20 protein-coding genes are annotated in these 23,410 nt (G+C 70.9%); 10 read left to right on the top strand and 10 right to left on the bottom strand.

The genetic code is table 11. The annotated features are described in order from the left end of the window. Positions 1 to 178: 178 nt before the first annotated feature. From ABFX55_RS19235 to ABFX55_RS19215, 5 genes are read left to right on the top strand one after another with little or no spacing between them, the layout of a single operon-like run. The gene (locus ABFX55_RS19235) at positions 179 to 1,888 is read left to right on the top strand and encodes an ABC transporter substrate-binding protein (protein ID WP_346122865.1); all 1,710 of its coding nucleotides are present in this window, start codon (positions 179 to 181) and stop codon (positions 1,886 to 1,888) included. A 14-nt stretch (positions 1,889 to 1,902) separates the two neighbouring features. Then, positions 1,903 to 2,874, top strand: a complete 972-nt coding sequence (locus ABFX55_RS19230) for an ABC transporter permease (protein WP_346122863.1) — start codon at positions 1,903 to 1,905, stop codon at positions 2,872 to 2,874. Then, complete coding sequence (locus tag ABFX55_RS19225) at positions 2,871 to 3,863, top strand: ABC transporter permease (RefSeq protein WP_346122861.1); 993 nt, start codon at positions 2,871 to 2,873, stop codon at positions 3,861 to 3,863. Before ABFX55_RS19230 ends, ABFX55_RS19225 begins: the two co-directional genes overlap by 4 nt. Further along, the gene (locus ABFX55_RS19220; RefSeq protein ID WP_346122859.1) at positions 3,853 to 4,797 is read left to right on the top strand and encodes an ABC transporter ATP-binding protein; all 945 of its coding nucleotides are present in this window, start codon (positions 3,853 to 3,855) and stop codon (positions 4,795 to 4,797) included. Before ABFX55_RS19225 ends, ABFX55_RS19220 begins: the two co-directional genes overlap by 11 nt. After that, positions 4,797 to 5,756: an ABC transporter ATP-binding protein gene (locus tag ABFX55_RS19215; protein ID WP_346122858.1), complete on the top strand. Its 960-nt coding sequence runs from the start codon at positions 4,797 to 4,799 to the stop codon at positions 5,754 to 5,756. The genes ABFX55_RS19220 and ABFX55_RS19215 overlap by 1 nt, the downstream gene beginning before the upstream one ends. A 273-nt stretch (positions 5,757 to 6,029) precedes the next feature. Here the strand turns inward: ABFX55_RS19215 and ABFX55_RS19210 are convergent, their stop codons facing one another. From ABFX55_RS19210 to ABFX55_RS19200, 3 genes are all read right to left on the bottom strand, one after another. Continuing rightward, positions 6,030 to 6,992, bottom strand: a complete 963-nt coding sequence (locus ABFX55_RS19210; protein ID WP_346122857.1) for an anti-sigma factor RsbA family regulatory protein — start codon at positions 6,990 to 6,992, stop codon at positions 6,030 to 6,032. Then, the gene (locus ABFX55_RS19205; RefSeq protein ID WP_346122855.1) at positions 6,989 to 7,864 is read right to left on the bottom strand and encodes an MEDS domain-containing protein; all 876 of its coding nucleotides are present in this window, start codon (positions 7,862 to 7,864) and stop codon (positions 6,989 to 6,991) included. Before ABFX55_RS19205 ends, ABFX55_RS19210 begins: the two co-directional genes overlap by 4 nt. Before the next feature lie 317 nt (positions 7,865 to 8,181). After that, on the bottom strand, positions 8,182 to 9,543 hold the full coding sequence (locus ABFX55_RS19200) for a M14 family zinc carboxypeptidase (RefSeq protein ID WP_346122853.1): 1,362 nt from the start codon (positions 9,541 to 9,543) through the stop codon (positions 8,182 to 8,184). Between the two features lie 78 nt (positions 9,544 to 9,621). Here ABFX55_RS19200 and ABFX55_RS19195 point away from each other — a divergent pair, with 78 nt between their 5' ends. The 3 genes from ABFX55_RS19195 to ABFX55_RS19185 all read left to right on the top strand — a co-directional run bounded on the left by ABFX55_RS19195 (position 9,622) and on the right by ABFX55_RS19185 (position 12,609). Further along, a complete protein-coding gene (locus tag ABFX55_RS19195) occupies positions 9,622 to 10,233 on the top strand; it encodes a TetR/AcrR family transcriptional regulator (RefSeq protein ID WP_346122851.1) in 612 nt (203 codons plus the stop codon). A 61-nt stretch (positions 10,234 to 10,294) separates the two neighbouring features. Next, the gene (locus ABFX55_RS19190) at positions 10,295 to 11,728 is read left to right on the top strand and encodes an MFS transporter (RefSeq protein WP_346122850.1); all 1,434 of its coding nucleotides are present in this window, start codon (positions 10,295 to 10,297) and stop codon (positions 11,726 to 11,728) included. Between the two features lie 35 nt (positions 11,729 to 11,763). Beyond that, entirely contained in the window at positions 11,764 to 12,609 is an 846-nt protein-coding gene (locus ABFX55_RS19185; protein WP_346122848.1) for a M55 family metallopeptidase, read from the top strand. 87 nt (positions 12,610 to 12,696) lie between these two features. Here ABFX55_RS19185 and menC read toward each other — a convergent pair whose 3' ends face one another. The 5 genes from menC to ABFX55_RS19160 form a co-directional block, all read right to left on the bottom strand. Next, positions 12,697 to 13,806, bottom strand: coding sequence for an o-succinylbenzoate synthase (menC, locus tag ABFX55_RS19180; protein ID WP_346122846.1), 1,110 nt, complete (start codon positions 13,804 to 13,806; stop codon positions 12,697 to 12,699). Next, positions 13,803 to 14,564: a GNAT family N-acetyltransferase gene (locus ABFX55_RS19175; RefSeq protein ID WP_346122844.1), complete on the bottom strand. Its 762-nt coding sequence runs from the start codon at positions 14,562 to 14,564 to the stop codon at positions 13,803 to 13,805. The genes menC and ABFX55_RS19175 overlap by 4 nt, the downstream gene beginning before the upstream one ends. Before the next feature lie 54 nt (positions 14,565 to 14,618). Further along, on the bottom strand, positions 14,619 to 16,187 hold the full coding sequence (locus ABFX55_RS19170) for a PucR family transcriptional regulator (protein ID WP_346122842.1): 1,569 nt from the start codon (positions 16,185 to 16,187) through the stop codon (positions 14,619 to 14,621). Then, on the bottom strand, positions 16,184 to 17,719 hold the full coding sequence (locus ABFX55_RS19165) for an N-acyl-D-amino-acid deacylase family protein (protein ID WP_346122841.1): 1,536 nt from the start codon (positions 17,717 to 17,719) through the stop codon (positions 16,184 to 16,186). The genes ABFX55_RS19170 and ABFX55_RS19165 overlap by 4 nt, the downstream gene beginning before the upstream one ends. A gap of 130 nt (positions 17,720 to 17,849) precedes the next feature. After that, the gene (locus ABFX55_RS19160; protein WP_346122839.1) at positions 17,850 to 19,322 is read right to left on the bottom strand and encodes a serine hydrolase domain-containing protein; all 1,473 of its coding nucleotides are present in this window, start codon (positions 19,320 to 19,322) and stop codon (positions 17,850 to 17,852) included. A 267-nt stretch (positions 19,323 to 19,589) separates the two neighbouring features. Between ABFX55_RS19160 and ABFX55_RS19155 the strand changes: the two genes are divergently transcribed. Then, positions 19,590 to 19,946, top strand: a complete 357-nt coding sequence (locus tag ABFX55_RS19155; protein ID WP_346122837.1) for a hypothetical protein — start codon at positions 19,590 to 19,592, stop codon at positions 19,944 to 19,946. A gap of 53 nt (positions 19,947 to 19,999) precedes the next feature. Here ABFX55_RS19155 and ABFX55_RS19150 read toward each other — a convergent pair whose 3' ends face one another. Together ABFX55_RS19150 and ABFX55_RS19145 are read right to left on the bottom strand one after the other, a co-directional pair. Beyond that, entirely contained in the window at positions 20,000 to 21,292 is a 1,293-nt protein-coding gene (locus ABFX55_RS19150; RefSeq protein WP_346122835.1) for an alpha/beta fold hydrolase, read from the bottom strand. A gap of 156 nt (positions 21,293 to 21,448) precedes the next feature. Further along, positions 21,449 to 22,423 (bottom strand): aldo/keto reductase, encoded by a 975-nt coding sequence (locus tag ABFX55_RS19145; RefSeq protein WP_346122833.1) that lies wholly within the window; start codon positions 22,421 to 22,423, stop codon positions 21,449 to 21,451. 62 nt (positions 22,424 to 22,485) lie between these two features. Between ABFX55_RS19145 and ABFX55_RS19140 the strand changes: the two genes are divergently transcribed. Continuing rightward, positions 22,486 to 23,334 carry a LysR family transcriptional regulator gene (locus tag ABFX55_RS19140; RefSeq protein ID WP_346122831.1) on the top strand — a complete coding sequence of 283 codons (849 nt, stop codon included), beginning with the start codon at positions 22,486 to 22,488 and terminating at the stop codon, positions 23,332 to 23,334. Positions 23,335 to 23,410 lie beyond the last annotated feature (76 nt).

The raw sequence follows: 23,410 nt of genomic DNA, 5'->3' as shown, positions 1-23,410 counted from the left end.
ATGGGTGGTCGCGCGTAATATGTCACATGTTAATGATTTGGCAAAGGGGGGTGAAGGTTGAGTAGTCGGACACCATTGCCCGCAGGATACGAGTCGGTAACGCCCCTTGATAGTGCTATTTCACATTATTATGTTACGGGTCACTCGGATCGTTCAAGCGATGCACTTGGGGTGACACATGGCTGAATCCAAGGGCGGCGGACACTTATTCGCACTCGCCACCGCGCTCATGCTCGGGCTAGCCGCCTGTTCCGACGGGGGAACGCCGGAGAGGAACAGCGCCGCGGGAACCACGACATCCGGCGAGAGGCCGGTCAAGGGCGGAACCCTCTACATCCTGTCCAACCAGGACTTCGTGCATCTCGACCCCGCTCGCAACTGGACCATGCGGGACATGGGCTTCGGCACCCGGCTCCTCTATCGCACGCTGACCACCTACCGGGCCGGCAGTGCGGAGATCGTGCCCGACCTGGCCACCGACCTCGGCACGCCTTCCGAGGGAGGCAAGGTCTGGAAGTTCACGCTCAAGGTCGGCGTGAAATACGAGGACGGAACGCCCATCAAGGCCCAGGACATCAAATACAACGTTGAACGTTCATTTTCTCCGGAGCTTCCCGGCGGCCCGAACTACGCGATCCTCTACCTCGCGGGAGGGGAGAAGTACAAGGGCCCGCTCAAGGGCGAGCACCTGTCCTCGATCGAGACCCCGGACGACAAGACGATCATCTTCAAGCTCAAGCGTCCGGTGGCGGAATTCGGCCAGACGGTGACGCTGCCGACGTTCGCGCCGGTGCCGCAGGCGCAGGACAAGGGCGTCGACTACGACAGCCGCCCCTTCTCCTCGGGTCCTTACAAGATCGAGAAGTATCAACGCAAGGCCGAGCTGATCCTGGTCCGCAACGAGCACTGGGAACCGGCCACCGACGACGTGCGCAAGGCCTACCCCGACAGGATCGTCGTCAAGCAGACGGTGGGCGGCGGATCCATCGACACCCGGCTCATCGCCGACCAGGGTCCTGACCGCTCGGCTGTGGGCTACGTCGACGTCGCGCTCGCGAGCCTGCCCAGGGTCCTGTCCAACCCGCAGGTGCAGAAGCGGATGGTCAGCTCGGTGGACGGCTGCACGGGCCTGCTGTACTTGAACACCTCGCGCGCCCCCTTCGACAACCCGAAGGTCCGCATGGCCGTGCAGTACGCCGTCGACAAGGAGGCGTTGCAGACGGCGTCGGGCGGCCCCCAGATCGCCGAGATCGCGGGCGCGATCCTGCCGCCCGGCCTCACTGGCGGAGTGAAGCGCGACATCTTGCGCATCCCGCCGACCGGAGACGTGGAGAAGGCCAAATCCCTGCTCGCCGAAGCCGGAATCGCCGGCGGTCTGAAGATCAAACTGGTGACGTCCACCGGCGGCAAGCCGGGAGCGGAGGCACTCCAGACCGCGCTCAAGCGGGTCGGCATCGACATGCAGATCGACCTGGTCGAGGCCTCGGCCGTCGGGGGCATCACCAGTGACCCCACCAAGGCGCCGGACATCCAGATCGGTGGCTGGTGCCCCGACTACCCGTCGGGCTCGACCTTCCTGCCGATCATCTTCGACGGCCGCACGATCACAGAGAACTCGGGCGGCGGCAACAACTCCTTCTTCAAGGACAAGGAGGTCATGGCCAAGATCGATGAGATCAACGCGATGACCGACGCCGAGGCCGCGAACAAGGCATGGCTCGGCCTCGAGGACCTGATCATGTCGAAGTCACCCGCCGTGCCGTACCAGTGGGCCAAACAGAACAACCTGTTCGGCTCGAACGTCGCGGGCGCCGTAGGCCATCCGATCTGGGAGGGCAACCCCGATCTCGGCGTGATCGGCCTGAAGAACCCAAGCCTTTCCCGATAGCGAGCCTTCCCAGCATGAGGACACGCATGAAGACTCCGCTCGACGCAGCGGAGACGGCCGGGGCGGCGGGAGACTCCGCCACCCCGGCAGGGCGTTCCCCGTGGGGGCTCGTCCTTGACCGTCTCCGCACGAACCGCGCCGCGATGACCGGCCTCGGTATCGTGATCTTCTTCCTTGTCGTCGCCCTGGCGGCCCCGCTGCTCACCACCCTGAGCGGCTGGGATCCCGCCCAGCCCGACAAGACCGCCATCGACGCCAACCTCGCAGGGATGCCCAGAGGAGCCCTGGGCGGGATCGGAGCCGAGCACTGGCTCGGCGTCGAACCGGTCAGCGGCAGGGACATCTTCAGCCGGATCGTCCAGGGCGCCCGGGTCTCCCTGTTCATCGCCTTCACCAGCGCGGCGGTCGTGATGGTGCTCGGCACGGTCTTCGGCATCGCCGCCGGCTACTTCGGAGGCTGGGTCGACACGGTGATCAGCCGGCTCATCGACCTGCTGATGTCCTTCCCCGGTCTCATCTTCATGATCGCCATCATGGCGGTGACCCCGGACGTCGACCGGATCGTCCTGCTCATCGCGGTCATCGGATTCTTCAGCTGGCCCGGAATCGCGCGCATCGTCAGGGGCGAGACGCTCTCGGTCAAGCGACGGGAGTTCGTGGACGCGGCGAGGACCAGCGGCGCCCGCGATCACAGGATCCTGCTGAAGGAGATCCTGCCCAACGTCTCCGGACCGATCATCGCCTACGCGACGCTGCTCGTCCCCGGGCTGATCAGCGCCGAGGCGGCGCTCTCGTTCCTCGGTATCGGCATCCGGCCGCCGACGCCCTCGTGGGGGGAGATGCTCTCCAACGCCGTGACGTACTACCAGGTCGACCCGATGTACTTCGTCATCCCCAGCCTGTGCCTGTTCCTCGTCGTGTTGGGGTTCAGCCTGCTGGGTGACGGGCTCAGGGACGCCATCGACCCCAAGGGCGCCCGCAAATGATCATTTACCTCGCGCGCCGGCTGGCCGCGGTCGCCGGCGTCCTGCTGGTGATCTGCGCGGTGACCTTCGCCATCTTCTACCTGCTGCCCACCGACCCGGCCGTCACCGCCTGCGGCAAGAGCTGCTCCCCCGAGCGGATCGCCCAGATCCGCAACCAGATGGGCCTGGACCGGCCGCTTCCCGCCCAGTTCTTCGACTACGTGACCGGTATCTTCGCCGGACGGACCCTGGGCACCGGCCAGTACGCGATCGAATGCGGCTTTCCCTGCCTCGGCTACTCCTGGCAGAGCGGCCAGCCGGTCTGGGACCTTCTCCTGGAGAGCCTGCCCGTGACCTTCTCCCTGGCCGTCGGTGCCGCCACGCTCTGGATGGTCGGCGGGCTGAGCGTCGGCGTCGTGTCGGCCCTGCGAAAGGACACCCTGCTGGACCGGACGCTGGTCGTGTCGACCGTCGCCGCGGCGGCCCTGCCCATCTACTTCGTCGGACCGATGCTCCTCTACGTGGTGGTCCAGCTCCTGCAGCTGATGCCGTACCCGGGCTACACCCCGTTCGGCGAAGGCCCGCTGACCTGGGCACAGAACCTGGTGCTCGCCTGGATCGCGCTGGCGATCCTGTCCGCCGCCATGTACGCCAGGCAGAGCCGCTCCTCCATGATCGAGACGATGGGCGAGCCGTACATCCGCACCGCCCGCTCCAAGGGCCTGCACGAGCGGACCGTCGTGGTCAAGCACGGGCTCAGGGCCGCGCTCACCCCGATCGTGACCATCTTCGGAATGGACCTCGGCGGACTCATGGGCGGCGCGATCATCACCGAGTCCATCTTCGGCCTGCCCGGCATCGGCAAGCTCACCGTGAACAGCATCACCGCCCAGGACCACCCGGTGGTGCTCGGCACGACGCTGCTCGCCGCGTTCTTCATCGTCATCGCCAACCTGGTCGTGGACCTGCTCTACGGCATCGTGGACCCCAGGGTGAGACATGCTGCTTGAGATCAAGGACCTCGGGGTGGCCTTCGGGGGCCTGCGGGCGGTCGAGAACGTCGGCTTCCGCCTGGACAAAGGCCGCACGCTCGGCATCGTCGGAGAGTCCGGTTCCGGCAAGTCGGTCACCAGCCTCGCCATCATGGGCCTGCATCGGGGCGCCGAGGTCTCCGGCGAGATCCTCTTCGACGGGCAACAGCTCGTGGGGGCCCCGCCGGAAAGCCTCCGCAGGCTGCGGGGCCGCCGAATGGCGATGATCTTCCAGGATCCGCTGTCGTCGCTCCACCCTCACTACACCGTGGGCGAGCAGATCGCCGAGGCCTACCGGCTCCACTTCGGGGCCTCGCGCAGGGCCGCCAGGACACGCGCGATGGAGATGCTCGCCGAGGTCGGCATCGCGTCGCCGAGGGACCGGATGGGGGACTACCCCCATCAGTTCTCCGGCGGCATGCGCCAGCGGGTGATGATCGCGATGGCCCTGGCCTGCGAGCCGGACCTGCTCATCGCGGACGAGCCGACGACCGCACTCGACGTGACCGTGCAGGCTCAGATCCTCGAACTGATCAAGAAGATCCAGGACGACCGCGGGCTCGCGGTCGTCCTGATCACCCACGACCTCGGCGTGGTGGCGCGGGTCGCCGACGAGGTGCTGGTCATGTACGGCGGGCGCGTCGCCGAGCAGGCCTCCGCCGACGAGATCTTCGACAGGTCCCTGCACCCTTACACCCGCGGGCTCCTCGACTCGCTGCCCCGCCTGGACGAAGACGACGACACCCCCATGCGCACGATCCCCGGCTCCCCTCCGTCGTTGCTGGCGCCGCCGCCCGGCTGCCCGTTCCACCCCCGATGCCCGCAGCGTATGGAGGTCTGCGAGCGGGACCTGCCGCTCCTCACCCAGGCCTCTCCCGGCCACCTCGCCGCCTGTCACCTTGGGAGCCCCTGATGGACGACCTGCTGCGGGTGTCCGACCTGCGCATGAGCTTTCCCCTCAAAGTCCCCTTCGCCCGCCGCCGCGACCGCGCCGTACGGGCGGTCGACGGAGTGTCCTTCCAGGTACGGCAGGGCGAGACGCTCGGCCTGGTCGGCGAGTCCGGCTGCGGCAAGTCCACGACAGGCCGCATGATCGTGCGGCTGCTGGAACCCACCGCCGGCTCGATCACCTTCGAGGGCAGGGACATCACCCACGTGAGCCAGGGGGAGATGCGCCCGCTCCGCCGCGACCTTCAGATGATTTTTCAGGATCCGTACTCGTCGCTGAACCCTCGGCAGACCGTCGGCCAGATCGTCGCGAACCCGCTGGTCGTCCAGGGCGTCTCAGGGGTGCGTGCGAAGGTGAAGGAACTGCTGGACCTGGTCGGGCTGATCCCCGAGCACATCGACCGCTACCCGCACGAGTTCTCCGGCGGTCAGGCCCAGCGCATCGGCATCGCGCGGGCCCTGGCCACCCGGCCCAAGCTGGTCATCGCCGACGAACCGGTGTCGGCGCTGGACGTCTCCGTGCAGGCGCAGATCGTCAACCTGATGGAGGAGCTGCAACGCGAACTCGGGTTGACCTACGTCTTCATCGCCCACGATCTGTCCGTCGTGCGCCGGGTGAGCGACAGGGTCGCGGTGATGTATCTGGGCCGGATCGTGGAGATCGGGGACAAGCACGAGATCTATCGGCATCCCGCGCACCCTTATACGAAGGCCCTGCTCTCGGCTGTGCCCGTGCCCGATCCGAAGATCGAGCGCAAGAGGGAGCGCATTGTGCTGCGCGGAGATCTGCCCTCTCCGGCGAACCCGCCCTCCGGCTGTACTTTTCATCCCCGCTGCCCGAAGGCGGCCCCACTCTGTGCGCAGGAGAATCCGGTGCTGAGGATCCACGAGAAACGTCAGGTCGCCTGTCACTTTCCCGATTGAACCTGGGGACGCGATCAGCGGTTGCCGACTCGTCGCCCTGCACGCCGAGTTCATATGCGAAACCGTGAGGTGGCTACTGTTGACGGCGTCAACGGACTCGCGAGCGTGCAGGGGCCGCGTCCGGTCAGCCTTCGGTGAGCAGGCCGTCGTAGGAGCTGGAGTGGTGGCGGCCCGCCATGAACTGTGGCCGGCATCCGCCCTGATAGCCGTCGCTCTATACGCGCATCACGCCGGTGATCGCCCGGAGCGCACGCACAAGGCCGAAGGTTGGGTTCAGACGCGCGAGAGGTGCAGGCGGATCTGGGTGCCGGGCCGGCCGGTGCGGATTTCCAGGAGCTCGCACAGCTGGCGTACCACCCACAGACCGTGTCCGCGGGGGGCGGTGGGGTCGGGGGGCAGGTAGCCGGGGATCGGGGTGTCGAGGTGCCCGGGGTCGGTGACGTCGCAGACGACGATGTCGCCGTCGGTCCACATGTGGATGCGGCCGTGCCCGCCGCCGTGCTCGACGGCGTTGGTGGCGACCTCGTTGACCGCCAGCATGAGCCGCTCGGTCTGGTCGGCTCCCAGGCCGAGGCCGGTGGCCAGGGTCGCCAGCCGCTGCCGCATCCGGTGCAGGTCGGCGTCGAAGCCGAAGTCCGTGGCGGTGCCTGCGGGCGCGGGCGACAGCGGCAGGTGGTCGGTGGCGTAGGCGAAGGCGGCGGGGTCGGTGTAGGCGGGGCTGGAGTGCCAGGCGGGGCCCGACATGAGGTCGGGGTGGGTACGGCGGGCGTCGGCGACGATCTGCTCGGGCAGCGCCCGCTCGTCGTAGGGGCAGACGATCCAGGCCGGGCTGGTGGCGAACGCGGCGTTGATCACCGACTCGTACCGCGTCCATTCGGCTTGTTCCGCCGGGCTTCGGCCGTGCCAGACCGGCTCGCCGATGACGCGCACGCGCGGATGTCGCCGCTTGTGGTCGTCGACGTAGTGGCCGTAGGCGGCCAGCGTGCGGCCGGGGGCGTGGTACCAGTCGCCGGCCTCGACGAACTCCACCTCGGTGGCGGCGGTGTCCAGGGCGCCGGTCAGCAGGTCGATGTTGGCAGCGGTGGTCACCGCCAGCACCCTGTCTCCGGCGGCCAGGCCGTCCAGGCAGAAGGGGATGGTGGCGGCCAGGAACTCCTGGTCGCTGCCGTAGATCAGCGCGTGGTGGATCAGCCCTGCTGAGGGAGTGCGCGTGTCGGGGGTGATGGTGGTGCTCATGCGCGCACCGCCTCCTGCTCGATGACCAGGCCGGGGACCGCGTCCCAGCCCACCAGGGTGATGATCTGTCTCAGCCGGGCTGCCAGGTGGCGGATGCGCAGGCTGCTTCCCTCGGTCAGCGCCGAGGCCGCCGCGGCCAGTTCGCGGATGCCCGCCACGTCGATGAACTCCAGCTCGGCCATGTCCACTCGCACGTCGCCGCCCGCGCGGGCGGCCTGCTGCAGCGCGGCGCTCCAGGTGGGGGTGGTGCTGTGGTCGACGGTGCCGGCCACGCGCAGCACGCGCGCGCCGTCGGCGTCGAAGGTCGGCGTGATGCTGAGCGTGCCGGCCTCGAACAGCGCGTTCATCTGCGCCCGCTCGGGATGACAGTCGGTCAGCCCGCTCAGCCGCTCGGCCGGGAACAGCCGTGCGTCGTACTGGCACAAGCCCACGGCGCGGCCCACGGCGTAGACACCGGTGACGCGTCGCTCGTAGTCCTCCAGCTGCTCGGTGCCCGGCTGCCCGGCCAGCGCCCAGCTCATCTCCCCGCTGACCCGCAGCCCGGCCCAGCCGGCCGCCAGGCTGGCGTCGACCTCACGGCGCAGCATCTCGATCATCGTGTCCGGATCGAAACGGCCCCCTGAGACGTAGCTCTCCTGAGCCGTTCTGAACTCCAGGCGGCGAGCGGCGCCGGCCGAGGCCACGTCCACACCGGCCTCCTCCAGCCACGACCGCACCCGATCCGAGCCGGGCGCGTCGCTGAAGTACAGCACCCGCTCCCGGCCCTCCAGGCCATCGGCCAGGAAGGCGGTCACCACGGCACGCTGCTCGGCTTCGTGGGCGAACGCCAAGCACACGTGATCACCCAGCTTCACGTCCTTGATCTGGCGCACAACCCCACCAATGTTGGCTCGACCCGTCCCGACAGCCCAGGACAAATGTAGCCGTCAACCAACGCACGGACCACGCCCGCGGCCTGCAGCGCGGCATCGTCGAAGTCGCAGCTCCAGTACCAGGACTCGAACTCCCGTAAGAAGGTCATCATGAACACCCCGTGATCAGATCATCCAACGGCGCTGGCCTGCCACGTCGAAACGACGACGGGCGCGCAGTCGCCCGGTCTGGCGCCCCCGCTGCTCTTACGTTGCGTCGGATGCGGGACTGCTAAGGAGCGATCTCATGGAAGGCGGGGCCGGTCGAGAGCACCCGGTCACCGGATCGCGCCGAGTCGCCGGGCGGGGGATGGGATCGCGCCGCGCGACGGCGACACCTTGGCCGCCTCCGCTGCCAGCAGGGCGGCGCCGAGCTGGACGGCGACCAGGGTGCGGATCGGGATAGGCGTGGCGGAGAAGTCGCTCTCGGCTTCGGTGAACCAGGCGTCGAAGAGCGCCTTCACCCGGGCGCGTTCGGCCCGGATGGCCGGGGCAGGGTTGCCCGCGGCGAGCTCGGCGTCCAGCAGGCGCAGGCACATCCCGCCGTACCTCAGCCGCACGCTGTGCTTGAGCTGCTCCTTGCCGATGACCTCGGCTACCGTGGCGGGCCGGTCGGCGCCGGGGAAGTCCTCCCATTCGGAGATGTAGTCGTCGTGGGTGCCGAGGAAGTCCTCCACGGCGCGGCGGAAGGGTGACCGCACGGTCAGCTCGGAGTCGACCTTCGCCAGGGACTGCCTCAGTTCGGCGATCAGAGCGCGCTGACCGGAGAGATAGGTCGTGATCACCTCACCATACGTCTGGCCGGTGGGGGTCTCGTCGGAGACGCGGGGGTCGGCCCAGTAGGGGAGCTCGGTCACCAGGTGCAGGGCGTCGAAGCGGTCGGCGTAGTCGACGCTGCCGCCGCCGATGCCGTAGATCTCTCCCAGCTCGGCGCCGCGCGGTGTCACGTACGCCGCCGGGGCGATCTGGGTCGCGCTCGGGACCTCCGGCGGGCCCATGTGCAGCGGCAGGCCCTGGCCTGCCGCGATGGCGGTCAGGGCGGCGGCGAGGCCGGGCTCGTTCCTGCTGAGGTAGTAGAAGGCGCCCTGGAGCTCGCCGTTGTGCAGCGAATAGACGAAGGAGGGCCTGACCTCGTCCATCAGCCCCATCAGCGCCTCGGTCTCAGGAAGCGTGCGGTCGAAGGTGTAACCCTCGCCGGTCAGCGGGAAGGTCCACTCGACCTGGTCGGCCTCGCACGGGCGGTAGAAGTGCTCGGCGTAGGCGCGGCGGTCACCCGGCCGGACGTACCAGCCCTCGTTGAGGCGGGCTCCGTCGGGGTCGACGCAGGGGATGAGGTGCCATCGGTAGCCGAACTCCTCGCGGAGCCAGGCGTCGTCGATGAGCCGGCGCAGCAGGCTGCTCACGGTGAGCGCGCCGATCGGCTCGTTGGGGTGGGGGCCGCCGATGATCACCGCGTCGTGGGGGCCGGCGCCGATCGTGGCCACGCGCAGCGGTTCGCCCAGGCGCGAGGTGCCGATGCGGCGCAGCCGTACCAGGTGGGGATGGGCGGCGGCGAGCTCGTCGAGCTCGGCGTGCATCTGGTCCACGGTCGGGAAGGCGGCGTAGTCGGGGACCCGGTTCATGTGCTGGTCAACGTCCATGCCCGGAAAGATAATCTAGATTATTCTAATAATCTAGATTATCGTTGCGCCAACCTCGAACAGGGAGACCCCGACGCCATGCGACTGACCAGGGCGGAAAGCAAGGTCGCCAACAAGCGCGCGCTGATCGACGCGGCACGCGAGGTCGTCGGAAGGGAGGGCGCGAACGCGAAGCTGGAGGACATCGCCGAACTGGCCGGGTTGACCACGGGGGCCGTCTACTCGCTGTTCGGCGGCAAGAGCGGCCTGATGGTCGCGATGATCGACGACTACACAGGCCCGCTCGACCTCGGACCGGTCGAGGAGATCGCGCCTGGCCGGCCACTGGAGGAGGTCGTCGTCACCATCGCCAGGCAGTACTGGCGGATGTCGGCCGACCCCGAGGCCGCCGCGCTGCTGCTGTTCGAGATCCGCGTGATGGACCTCGTGCTGAACGACGCCGAGTTGCTGACCAAGCTCAACACGGCGGTCGACGCCTCGCAGGCCCAGCTGGCCGAGCACCTCACCGGCAGGGAGCACGCAGGCGTGCCCGTCACGCGCGAGCAGGCCGTGCGCCTGGCCCTCGCGCTCAAGGCGCTGCTGTCCGGGCTCGGGCAGGCCGTCGTGCTCGGCGTCCACGGCAGCTCCGAGGAGTACTTCGCCGACGTCGCGCGGGCCCTGGTCACGCCAGGGGTGCTCGGCCCGGCATAGCCAGGTCGCGGGTTCGGGGGAACGCGCGACCGTACACCACCCCCACCCGAAAGGCCCCACCATGCCTAGATCCGGCTTTGGCGTCATCGGCGCGCCTGTGTTGTTCATCGGCGTCTTCCAGCTGCTGGAGAGCATGCTGTCTCCAGCGCTTCCGCTCATTCAGCGGGAGCTGTCCGCCTCGCCAGGCCAGCTCGCGTGGATCTTCACCGGCGGGCTGATCAGCTCGGCGGTCAGCACCCCGATCGTCGGCCGCCTGGCCGACATGTACGACAAGCGCACCCTGCTGCTCACCCTGATGGCGATCACCAGCGCAGGAGCCCTCGTCTCCGGCCTGGCGCCCAATGTGCTCGTGCTGATCGCCGGCCAGGCGGTGCAGGGCGTCTGGCTGGGCATGCTGCCGCTGACCGTCGGGCTGTTCCGCGACACCCTCGAACCCGAGCGGGGCGCCACCGGCAACGGCTTGGTCATCGGCGTCGCCGCCCTGGCCAGCGCGCTCGGCCTTATCCTCGCGGGGCCGCTCACCTCGGCGCTCGGCTACCGGTGGCTGTTCTTCCTGACGCTGGCCGGCGCGCTGGTGGCCGCGCTCTGGGCCTGGCGGGCGGTGCCCGCCACGCCCCGCGCGGCCTCGGGACGCGTCGACTGGGCAGGTGGCCTGCTGCTCGGCGTCGGGCTCACCCTGCTCATGCTGGGCCTGACCACCTCCTCGAGCGTGGGCTGGACGGCTCCCGCCACCCTCTCCCTGTTCGTGGGCGCGGCGCTGGCGCTGGGCCTCTGGACGGTCGTCGAGCTCCGCACCGCCGACCCGCTCGTGGACCTGCGGCTGCTGGCGGGGCGTTCACCCGCGGGAGTGACCGCGATGGGGTTCGCGTTCGGCTTCGCCTCCTTCGGGCTGGTGGTCGCGCTGCCCATGATGTTGTCGCTGCCCGTAGAGACCGGGTACGGCCTGGGCGCCGACACCCTGTGGATCGGGGTCTACATGTTCCCGCTCGGCATCGCGGGCACCCTGGTCGCGCCACTGGTCGGGCCGATGACCAGGCTGCTCGGACGGCGCGCCGTGCTGGTGCTCGGCAGCGCGCTCGTCTCGGCAGGCACCGCCGTGCTCGCCTTCTGGCACTCCTCACCGTGGCAGATCCTGGTCGGGGTGACGATCCTGGGGCTGGGCGGCTCCATCGGCCTCACCTCCGGGCTCAACGTCGTGGCCGCCGACGTCCCCGGCGACCGGGCGGCCGGGGTCAGCGGCGTGGTCTTCGTCGCCAAGAGCATCGGCGGCACCTTCGGGGCTCAGCTCGGCGGCATGGCGCTGGCGGCCGGCACCGTGGCCGGGGTCCCCTCGGAGAGCAGCTTCGTCGAGACCTACCTGCTCTCCGCACTGCTCGGCCTGCTCGCCGTCGGCGCCGCCCTCGTGATCCCCTCCGCTGTACGGGACGCCCAAGGCAGCCGCCCGGCTTCGGCCCCTACGACAAAGCCCGCCGTCCCCCAGGGTGACACCCTGTGACGGCGACCAAGCAAAGCCAAGGAAGGGAGCAGCCGGTGCGGGTCTACATCTCCATCGACATGGAGGGCGTCACGGGCATCGCCACCATGGACCAGGTCGTCCGCGGCGGCCACGGGTATCCGCGATCGCAACGGCTGATGACCGCCGAGGCCAACGCCGCCATCGAGGGCGCCTTCGCGGCCGGAGCCGACAGCGTCCTGGTCAACGACAGCCACGGCACCATGGACAACCTGCTGCACGAGGAGCTCGACCCACGCGCCCGGCTGATCTTCGGCACCCCCAAGCTGGACTGCATGGCCGAGGGCATCGCGGCCGAGCACGACGTGGCCATGTTCCTCGGCTACCACGCCGCGGCCGGCTCGCCAGGCGTGCTCGCCCACACCTACTCCTCGCACTTCTACGAGGTGCGGCTCAACGGGCGTCCGGTGTCGGAGGCCGAGGTCAACGCGCTGCAGGCCGCCGCGGTAGGCGTCCCGGTGGGGTTGCTGACCGGCGACGACGTCATCTGCGGCGTCGCGGAGAAGGCCTTCCCCGGGGTGCGTACGGTCGCCGTCAAGGTCGCGCACGGGCACACCGCCGCGGACAGCCTCTCGCCGGCCGAGGCCAGGCGGCTGATCAGGGAGGCGGCGGCGGAGACCGTACGGGGGGCGGGGGAGCTGGCGCCGCTCCAACTGCCCGAGGTGCTCGAGCTGGAGATCGACATGCCGAGCACGCCCGCGGCCGAGCTGGGGGCGCAGATCCCCGGCGTGCGCAGGATCGCCGACAAGACGCTCGCCGCCACCTTCGCCACGCCCACGGAGGTGCTGGGCTGCGTGACGGTCTGCTACCACCTCGCCGCCGACGCCATGATCAGCCGGATGGCCCTGTACGGCCGCCGTTAGTCCTCACAAAGGAGCGCAGGACCCGCACGGCGACCTCGACCGCCGTGCGGGTCCTGCGCTTCTTCACGCCCTCTGCCGAGGGCACGTTCAGAAGGCGCAGCTCACCGTGTCCACCACCGTCGTGCAGGCCTCCAGGCCGGCTTCCTCGGGCAGCACGCCGAGGCCGGGCTCGGCGGGAACGGCCAGTTCGCCGCCGTCGAGCACGAACGGGCGGGTGATGTCGCGGTGGTAGTACCGCTCGGTGGCGGAGATGTCGCCCGGCAGCGTGAATCCTGGAAGGCTGGCCAGCGCCAGGTTGGCGGCCCGGCCCAGGCCTGTCTCCAGCATGCCGCCGCACCAGACCGGCACACCGTTCGCCTGGGCGAGGTCATGGATGCGGCGCGCCTCCAGGTAGCCGCCCACCCGGCCGGGCTTGATGTTGATGATCGAGCAGGCGCCCCTTCTGATGGCCTCGGCCGCGTCGCGCGCGCTGGTGATGCTCTCGTCCAGGCAGACCGGCGTGTCCATGCGGGCGGCGAGCGCCGCGTGCGCGTGCAGATCGTCAGGGGCGAAGGGCTGCTCGACCAGCGCGAGCCCGAAGGCGTCGAGTTTCGCCAGGTGCCTGAGGTCGCCCGGCTCGTAGGCGGTGTTGGCGTCGACGGTGAGCATCACGCCGGCGCCGAACGTCTCGCGCACCGCCCTGACCGGCTCGAGGTCCCAGCCGGGCTCGATCTTCAGCTTGATCCTGGCGTAGCCGGCGGTCAGATGCCGGTCGACCGTGTCCAGCAGCGCGTCGACGGTCTCGGCGATGCCCACGGAGACGCCCACGCGCACGCGCTGCCGTACCCCTCCCAAGTGGGCGGCCAGGCTCGTGCGGCGGGCCCGCAGCCAGCAGTCCAGCACCGCCATCTCCACGGCCGCCTTGGCCATCGGGTGCCCGCGCAGGTGCCGCAGCGCGGTACCGACCGCCGCCGGATCCAGATCGAGCGGGGCCAGCGCGGGGAGCATGAACCGCCTGATCACGTCGGCGGCCCCTGCTAGGTGTTCGGGGCTGTAGGTCGGCTCGTCCTCGGCCGCGCACTCGCCCCAGCCCTCGCCCTCGTCGGTGAGCACCCGCACGAGCAGCGCGGTGCGAACCGTCTGCGTGCCGAGCGAGGTGCGGAACGGGCTGACCAGCGGCAGCGCGACCTGGCGCAGTTCGACGGCTTCGAGCTTCACGCGGCACCCCCGCGGGCGAGCAGGTACCAGCCGGAGCGGGTGAACCCGGTGACCCGGTATCCCCGGCCGAGCGCGCCGCCGAGCCCGCTCGCCAGCGCCGCCCGCCACCTCCCGGCCGCGGCGGGGTCCGTCGTGCGCAGCGCCTCGACGTCCGCAGGGGTGGCGCACCGCAGTAGCGGCGCGCCCTCGGCGTCCCTAACGGCTCCCGTCTCGTCCACCACGACCACCCCCTCGCGCTCCTGGACCGGCGGGGGAGCGGCCTGCGCGGTCGGCCAGGTGACGAAGAGCCGGTCGGAGGGCCCGCCGTCGTTGATGCCGTCGCTCATCGGCCCGTAGAAATCGGGCAGGTAGGCGCCGACCTCGGCGCCCAGACGGGTCAGGTTGAAGAAGGCGTTGCGCCGGACCAGCGGGTCGAACGTCCACGAGACGGCCACGAGCCCGTGCTCGGCCGCCCAGTCCCGCTGGTGTTCCTTGAGCGCCCGGCCCACGCCACGTCCGCGCGCCTTCTCGGCGACGCCCGCGACGTGCGAGTGCAGGCTGTGGCCGGCCGCCAGGAACCCCGTCGCCACCCCGACGAGTTCGTCGTCGAGGAAGGCGCCGCCCACGTACCCGCCGGTGTGGGCGAACGCGCACAGCAGGTCGAGGGCTATCGGCGGGTCGTCACCGCGTCTGGTTCCCCAGATCTCGCGGAGCAGTCGGTCGGCACGCCGCAGCGCCCCGGTGCCGTGGAGGGAACGGATGGTGAGGTGTTCGGCCATGGGCATCAGCATCGCGGCGCGCGCCGTCCGGGGCGTTGGCGTCCACGCCGAACTTCATCCGCTCTGCTTTGTGGCGTCGTTCAGCCTGAGCTGGAGGGCGAGCACCAGCCGCGTGTCCGGATCGTCCAGCGCGATCAGCTCGCCGATCCTGCGCAGCCGGTACCGCAGTGTGTTGGGGTGCAGCGACAGCAGTTCGGCCGCGCGGGGCACGTCGTAGTGGGCGCCGATCCAGACGGTCAGGCTGTGCACGTAGTGGGTGCCGTGCCTGGCGTCGTGCGCGGCGACCAGCGCCAGAGGCTCACCGGACAGGGAGGGCTTGGGCCGCAGGGCGGCCTCCACGTCCATGAGGAACAGCGCCGCCGACAGCTCCTCGTGCGACCCGGCCAGCTCCTGGGTGAACGGCCCGCAGACCGCGCGCAGCGCCTCCTCCGCCTGGCGCGCCCCGGCGGGCACGGCGGCGACGGAGGCGGCGGTACGGCCGATGCCGGCCCGCCAGCCGCCGCCCAGCCGCTCGCTCACCCTGGCCAGCGTGTCCACGATGATGCGGCGCAGCAACGTCGCGGACGCCTCGGCCGCCACGATCGCGTGGGCGCGGCCGTCGACCACGCCGGTCGCGGCCCTGATCCGGTAGGCCACGAACGCGGTGCGCAGCAGGTCGGCGGCGTGCGTCGCGGCGAAGGCGTCGGCCGAGCCCGCGTAGGGGCCCAGCGTCACGACCGTCACCGGCTCGCGCGGCAGCAGGCCGAAGGAGGTGGCCAGCTCGTCGACCGCGCCGATGCCGCGCAACAGCCAGCCCAGGCACTCGTCGCGCCTGCGCCGCGCCTCGTCGGCGGCCAGGTTGATGCGCGCCAGGTGCGGCGCCGCGGCGGTGGCCGCCTCCTCGAGGACCGCGGCGGCGTCGTGAGCCAGCGGCTCCTCCGCCTGCACCGCCCAGATCGTGCCGAGCACCTCGCCGTGCGCCCGGACCGCGATGGCCAGACGGGGGTAGTACTCGCGCGGCTCGTGGCTCCAGACCACCCCGTCGGCGCGCAGCACGGCCGCGTACTCCTCGGCGTTGGTCGGGTGCTCGGGCACCCGGCGGCCCAGGATGCCCTCCTTGCGCAGCTCGTCGATGCGCTGGCCCTCGACCGTGGAGTAGGCGAGCACCCGCATCGCCAGATCCTCGATCGCCACCGCGCCACCCACCCGGACCGCCACCTCGTTGGCCAGCACGAACAGGTCGGCCGCCCGGGTGCCGCGCGGGTCCCCGGCCGGGGCGACCACCGCGAGCAGGGCGTCGACGAGCGTGTAGAGCTGCCCCCAGGACAGTTCGGGTGGCGCGGCGAGCAGCGCCGTGCCCGCCGCCTTGGCCGCGGAGGCCAGCGCCTGCTCGTCGCAGGTGCCCGGCTTCACCACGACGACGGCCACGCCGCTCTCGCCCGCGCGGGCCAGGATCTCGGCCGACGGGCGGCCGGTCACCAGCAGGACCGCACCGTCGAGCCCCGCCTGCGGCTCTTCGGGGTCGTAGATGACCGGGGTCCCCACCAGCGGCTCCCTGCCGTGCGGCAGCGCCAGCGGGCGCGCCAGGCCGGGGCCGAGGCTGTCGATCAGCACGCCGAGCGTGACCCGTCCGCGCGCCGTCACCGGGCGCCCCGCCTGAGCATCCGGCCGTGCCTGCCGCCGGTGAACTCCCCGCCCGCGACCACCTGGCGCCCCGCCATGAAGACGTGCTCGACCCCGGTGGGCCGCACGTCTGGGCTCTCGTAGGTGCCCGCGTGGCCGATCGTGACGGGGTCGAAGACACAGAGGTCGGCGATCGCCCCCGGCCCCAGCCAGCCGCGCCCGGCCAGCCCGAACTGGGCGGCGACGGCGGAGCTGAGCTTGCGGATCGCCTCAGGCATGTCCTCCTTCTCGACGTAGGTGCCGAGATAGGTGGGGAAGGTCCCGAACGTGCGCGGATGGTTGGGGCCGACAGGAGGCCCGTTGTCGGAGCCGATGGAGATCAGCGGGTCGGCCAGGAAGGCGGCCAGATCCCGCTCGTGCATGGTGTGGAAGACGCCCGAGGCCTGCGGGTCCAGCCTGACCAGGTCGCACAGCGCCTCCCACGGGTCGCCGCCGAGGTCGGACAGCCGCCTGCCCTCGATGCCTGGATCGTTGTGGACGAGGATCTGCACGTCGGAGGGGTGCAGCTCGCGCCAGAAGCCGACGCCTGTGCCGGTGGCCGGGTCTTCCGCGAGTGCGCGCAGCGCCGCACGCCCGGCCGGGTCGCCCAGCCGCTCCAGCAGCGCCTGCTCGCCGCCCTCGCACGCGATCGGGGGCAGCACCGCGACCAGCATGGTGCCGAAGGCGAGGTAGGGATAGACGTCCGCGCGCACGTCCACGCCCGCGCGGCGGGCCTGGGCGAGCTTGTCCAGCACCATCGCGGAGGCGCCGTGCACCGCTCGCCCCGAGGCCTTGCAGTGCGAGACCTGCAGCCGGACGCCCGCCCGCCTCGCCACCGCGATCGCCTCGTCGAGCGCGTCGGCCAGGCCCTCGCTCTCGCTGCGCATGTGCGTGGCGTACGGCAGGTCCCAGCGCTTGGCCACCAGCGCGAGCGCGACCAGCTCCTCCAGGTCCGCGTAGGCGCCAGGCACGTACTCCAGGCCGCTCGACAGCCCCACCGCGCCCGCCTCGAAGGACTGCGCGGCCAGTTCGCACATGCGCGCCAGCCGGTCCGGCGTGATCTCGGCGCTCATCCCGGCCGCGGCCAGGCGAAGCGTGTTGTGCCCCGCCAGCACGGCCAGGTTGTTGCTCGGCCCGGCCGCCTCGGCCGCGTCCAGGTAGTCGCCGAGAGTGGCGAAGGCCGCCCCGGCCAATTCGGCCGGCAGGAAGCTCCTTGACTCAGGATCGACAGGGCCGCACGAGAAACCGCAGTTGCCCACGATCTCGGTGGTCACGCCCTGCAGGAGCTTGAACGGCTGTGGCTCCTCCAGGAAGGGAACGGTGTCGGAGTGGCTGTGCGGGTCGACGAAGCCCGGGCTGACGAGCAGGCCGGAGACGTCGATCACGCGCCGGGCAGGGCCGAGGTCGCGCCCGACGGCGGCCACGCGCCCGTCGGCGATCGCGACGTCGGCGTGCCGGGGCGCTCCTCCGAGCCCGTCATGGACGATCCCGTCGCGAAGCAGCAGGTCATGCATGGCGCTAGGCTCCCTTGCCCGCCATCGCGGGCGCTAGGTACGAAAGTATGAAATATCAGGGCATGGCGGGTACGGAGGCCAAGAACCCGGCAGCCAGAGCCGGCGGCCCCCGTCTCGTCCTGCGGGCCGATCAGCCCTCGAAGCGCGTCCGGCGCAGGCCGCCGCCGCTCACCAGCAGGTCGCCCTCGTGGATACGGAGCGTGAACGGCCCGGCCTTCCACGCTCCGCCAGGGGCGGCAGACACCGGCAGGTTGAGCTCGCGGCCGATGCGTACCTCGCCGTCGCTCACGATGGCGTCGACGCCGAGCTCCCGGCTGCGGTAGACGCCGTCGGGCAGCGGCGCGTCCGAGGGCGGCTCGGCCGCGTCGAAGACGACAGGGGGGCGCGAGAGGGGGCCGACGCTGAGCAGCAGCCGGTCGCCGTCGATCTCCACCCAGCCGCCCTCGGCGTCGCCCGTCCCGTGCCAGCGTCCGTCGGCGCCGCCGGTGAACACGCCCAGGCCGGCGATCACGATGCCCTCGTCAGCGGGTGCGAGGACGAGCGTCCCGCCCTCGGCCGGATCCTGCCAGTGCAGCCGCTCAGGCGCGGCCAGCCTCTTCGGCTCGGGCTTCGGCGGCTCCTCCTGGCCGAGCAGCAGCCGCGCCAGCCGGTGCGACACCCTCACCGGATTGATCGCCGTCTGGTTGGACAGCACCGCGATGCCGACACCCGGATCGGGCAGGTACAGCAGGTTCGACTGGTACCCGTGCATGCCGCCCGCGTGGGCGAACCAGCCCTCGCCGTGATAGATCCCCATCGCGTACGCCAGGACCGTGCCGTCGGCCAGCACCCCCCGCTCCAGCAGCCGCTCGCGCAGATCGGTGCCGAGCACCCGCCCGTCGGCCAGGAACCCGAACCACGGCGCCAGCCCCGCCACGCTCGTCACCAGTCCGCCGTCGCCGACCGCGCTCTCCTGGGTGTCGGCCCTGCGCGGCTCGCCCTGCGCGTTGGCGTAGCCGTACGCCAGCCTGTCCAGCGGAAGCGACGCGTCGTCACGGAACAGCGAATCCGCCATCCCCAGCGGCTCGAAGAGCCGCTTGCGCGCGAACTCCGCCAGCGACGAATTCGTGACGCGGTTGATCACGACCGCCGCGAGCACGTAGCCGGTGTTGGAGTAGGAGAACGCCGTGCCCGGCTCGAACGTCGTCGTGCGGATGCCCGTGAGCACCTCCAGCAGCCGCTGCTCGGTCATCTCCGCCAGCGGCACGCCCGTCAGCGCCTGCAGCGAGTACCACTCCGGCAGGCCGCCGGTGTGCTGCAGGCACTGCCGCAGCGTCACCGGGGTCTCCAGGCTCAGCTCAGGCACGTGCATCCGCACGTCGTCGTCGAGCCCCAATTTCCCTTCGCGCTCCAGCAGCAGCACGCACGCCGCCGTGAACTGCTTGCTCGCGCTGGCGATGTCGAACCGGGTGTGCTCGTCGACCGGCACGCCGAACTCCACACACGCCGCCCCCTGGGCGACCGTCAGCACCGCGGCGCCGTCGACGTACACGCCGACGGCCAGGCCGGGGGTGTGCGGGCTGACCAGCGAGAATACCTCGCGCTTGACTCGTTCGAGATCCATGCTGCCAGTATCACCATGCGACCCGCGCCGCCCTTTGGCCTGCGGGACGACGGATGCCCGCCGTTCTTTGTCCTCGGGCCCAACCGGACGCCCGCGCACTCGCTTTCGTGGATCTTGGCAGGGAGCGCACCCCGCCCGTCCACGTGTTCCCGAGTGGGCGTTACCCGATCGCCCAACGATCACCCAACGGCCACTCAACAGCCGGCTCCTAGCCTGGCGCTCACTTCCGTGCGGCCACCACTGGCCGCATTCGAGTGAGGAGACCCGATGAAGCTCAGACACTTCGCAGCCGCATCAGCAGCCATCGCGGTGGCGCTCGTGACCGCCTCCGCGACTCCGGCCAGCGCCGGAAGCTCCACCTGCTGGCTCAATGGCGATGCCACCTGCACGAGCGGCTCCGTCCCCGCCACCAAGGGGTACATCATCGCCAAGCTCGCGGGGGATGTTAAGGGCACCGTGTGGGACACGATCAACAACGTGTCGGTCGGGTCCTTCTCCTGCGACCAGACGACCAAGCCTTGCGTCAAGACCATCAGCGGGCTGACTCACCGGTACAAGATCATCGTTAAGGCTGACTGGGACAACATCTGGAACAACGGCTGGGGGTCGGTGCAAGACGCGTAGCGTTCAGGGCCCGATCGCCCTCCAAGCCGGCGAAGGTGACGAGCCGGCGGGGCTCAGGGCGGGCCCTGGAAGTCAGGAGGGGGGAGCTCGCCGGTATGGGGCCTGAGGGGGTGGCCGGCCAGGAAGGCGCGGACGGTCTCCAGGTACGGTCCCGGCCGGTCGCGGTAGGCGTCGTGCCCCGCCCCGCGCAGGTACACGAGCTGAGCGGCCGGCATGATCGCCCGGTAGCCGGCGGCCGACGACCAGCTCTGGTAGTCGCAGGAGCCCTTGACGATCAGGGTGGGAGCCGGGCTGCCGCTGATGCCCTCACCGATCCATGAGGGGATCGGGCGCCGCGCCAGGTTGGCGTACGCGCCGGTGGCGGCGGCGGACGCGGCGCCCGATCCGCAGCGCCGGGCGGGAACCAGCAGCCGGTGGTAGGCGGCCAGGCGGGCGTCGAGCTCGGCGTCGCCCACGACGGAGTGGGCGGCGGCGGGGTTCGTCTGAAGGAGCGCGGAGGCCGCCAGAACGCGCGGATGCAGCAGGCTCAGCGCCAGGCGCCGGTTCTGGGCGGCGTCCAGGCGGGCCAGCGCCGCGCCCGACGGAGCAGGCCGCAGCCCCCCGGGTGACGACAGGACGAGCCTGTCGACGTTGCCGGGGTGGCGGGCCAGGTAGGCGGCGGCCAGCAGCGCGCCCTCCGCGTGGCCGACCAGAACGAGCCGGTCGGCCCCCAGCCGCAGGCGGATCGCCTCGAGGTCGTCGAGGTCCCTGGTCAGGCCGTACCCGCCAGGGTCGGCCAGCCGGGACGAGCGGCCCGCCCCCAACTGGTCGTAGACATAGACAGGACGGCCGTCGGCGGCGAGGGCGCCGAAGAAGGCCGAGTCGCCGCCCAGGTCGGCCCGGCCGGGGCCGCCGTGCAGGACCACCACGGGCGGCAGCCCTCGCGACCGCTTCGGCTTCCTGACGACGTAGGCGAGCCTGGAGCCCGTGGACAGCTCCCAGGTCCGCTGGCCGGCGACGGGCGGTGGCGGCCGGGCGTCCCGCAGAGGGTCGAGGGTGGCCGCGGCCACCTGCCAGACGACCAGGGCCTCGACGCCGAGGATGGCGAGCGCCCGCAGCCAGCGGGGGAGCCGGGAGGCGGGACGGGGCAGGAGCAGCAGGAGCCCGAGGAAGAAGATCGAGGCGAAGACGCCGAGGGCCGCGCCCAGCAGGACGGCGGGCGTGGCGGTGAGGCTGGCGAGGCCGCCCAGGGTGGCCAGGGCCAGTACGGGGGCGAGCACCAGGACGGCCGCGCCAGCCAGCGCGCGACCCACAAGACGCAGGCCGCGCCGGGCGAGGCGACGCCACACGGGCCACAGCACACGCACGAACCTACTCGAAGACCCTTTTTGGGGGATATGACGCCCAGGTTCAGGCGCTCACCATCCGACTTCCGATGATGTGCCGCATATCTATGGACATCGCCCGCAGGGGGTTGACCCTGCGGGCGTGGCCACCTCTCGGGAGGGGGCATGCCTACATGCCTACAGCAGCGTGCCTCCCTCCACCTTGAAGGAGGACAGCGCCTCGTCCAGCCGCCTCAGCGTGTCGGGGTGCAGCGCGATGCCCGAGGTCTGCAGGTTCTCGCTGATGTGCGAGGGGGTCCTGCTGCCGGGGATCGGCACCACGTGCTCGTCCTGGTGCAGCAGCCAGGCCAGCGCCAGCTGGGCGGGGGTGATGCCGAGCTCGGTGGCCAGCCGCCTGATCGGCGCGTACCTGTCGTTGTTCACGGCCAGGTTGGCGGCGTCGAAGCGCGGCGCGTGGTGCCGGAAGTCGCCCTCCTCCAGCTTCGAGACGCTCCCCGTGAGGAAGCCGGAGCCCAGCGGGCTCCACGCCACCACACCGACGCCGAGCTCCCGCGTCGCCGCCAGCAACTCGGGATCGATCGGCCGCCACATCGACCACTCCACCTGCACAGCCGCGATCGGCAGCACGGCGTGGGCGCTGCGCAACTGCTCGGCTGTCACGTTCGACAGGCCCGCGTGCCGTACCAACCCCGCCCGCACCAGTTCGGCCACCGCGCCCATGGTGTCCTCGACCGGCACGCCGGGGTCGGGGTAGTGCAGGTAGTACAGGTCGATCACGTCGGTGTCGAGGTTGCGCAGGCTGCGCTCGGCGTAACCGCGCACCAGGGCGGGGTCGGCGTTGCCGCGCAGCTCGCCGAAGGCGTACCCCACGGGGATGGACCTGGTCTCCACCCCCTCAGGGACGGCCAGGCCGAACTTGGTCGCCACGACGACCTCGTCCCTCCTGCCCTTGATCGCCCTACCGACCAGGCGCTCGTTGTGCCCGTCCGGCCCGTAGGCGTCGCTGGTGTCGATGTGGGTGCCGCCCTCGTCGAGAGCGTGACGCAGCGCGGCCAGCGCCCAGTCGTCGTCGATCTCGCCGTAGATGCCGGGAGAGAGCACCATCGCGCCGAACCCGATCGGGGGGACGGTGAGCTTGCCAAGAGTTCTCATGCCCCCGATCCTGCGCGCCCCCCTGTGGCCACGTCCAAGACATGTCGGTATAACCGGTGGTTATGGAGATCCACCTGCGAGAGCTGCGGTACTTCGTCGCGGCCGCCGAGGAGCTGAACGTCACCAGGGCGGCCGAGCGGCTCTTCGTGTCGCAGCCCGCCCTGTCCAAGCAGCTGAGAGCGCTGGAACGGCAGCTCGGGTTCGTCCTCTTCGACCGCGTGCCGAGCGGCCTCGCGCTCACCAGGCAGGGCACGGCGCTGCTGCCTGTCGCCCGCGACCTGCTGGCCCGGTGGGACGAGGGTCTCGACCTGGTACGGCAGGCCGCCCCCAGCGGCACCCTGGTGATCGGCCTGCAGACCGCCGTCGGACGCGGGATCCAGGCCGAGGCGCTGCGGCGGTTCAGGGAGCAGATGCCGGGCTGGATGGTGTCGCTGCGCGTGGTCGGCTGGGAGGACCCGAGCGCCGGACTGTCCGACGGCAGCTCCGACGTCGCCTTCGTGTGGCTGCCCGCGCCCGAGGGGGTGGCCACCAGGGTGCTGGCGACCGAGCGGCGCTTCGTCGCGATGCCGGAGAGCCACCGGCTGGCCGCCAGGGAGGAGATCGACTTCGCCGAGCTGCGCGGGGAGCCGTTCGTGGCGCTGCCCAAGACGGCCGGGCCGCTGCGGGAGTTCTGGCTCGGTGGTCCTGGAACGATCGTCGGGGCGGAGGCGGCCTCGCCCGACGGCGTCTTCGAGGCGGTACTGGCCGGGCTCGGGCTGGTGCTGCTCTCGGAGGGCAACGCGGAGCTGTACCGGCGCCCTGGGCTGGTCGCCCGTCCGGTCTCAGGCCTGTCGCCTGCCAGGCTGGCCATCGCCTGGCGCGCCGCCGACCGCCGCCCGGCCGTCACCGCGTTCGTGCGCTCCTTCGGCTAGCCGTACGGCCCTGCGGCACCGACTGATCGCCGACCCTGCCCGGTAGCATGACGATCACGTTGAATGAGGTAAGGAG

It is taken from the genome of Nonomuraea roseola, assembly GCF_039535395.1.
Taxonomy (GTDB): Bacteria; Actinomycetota; Actinomycetes; order Streptosporangiales; family Streptosporangiaceae; genus Nonomuraea; species Nonomuraea roseola.
Note: the sequence above shows the minus strand (reverse complement) of the source record. Positions and strands in the feature narration are given on the sequence as shown.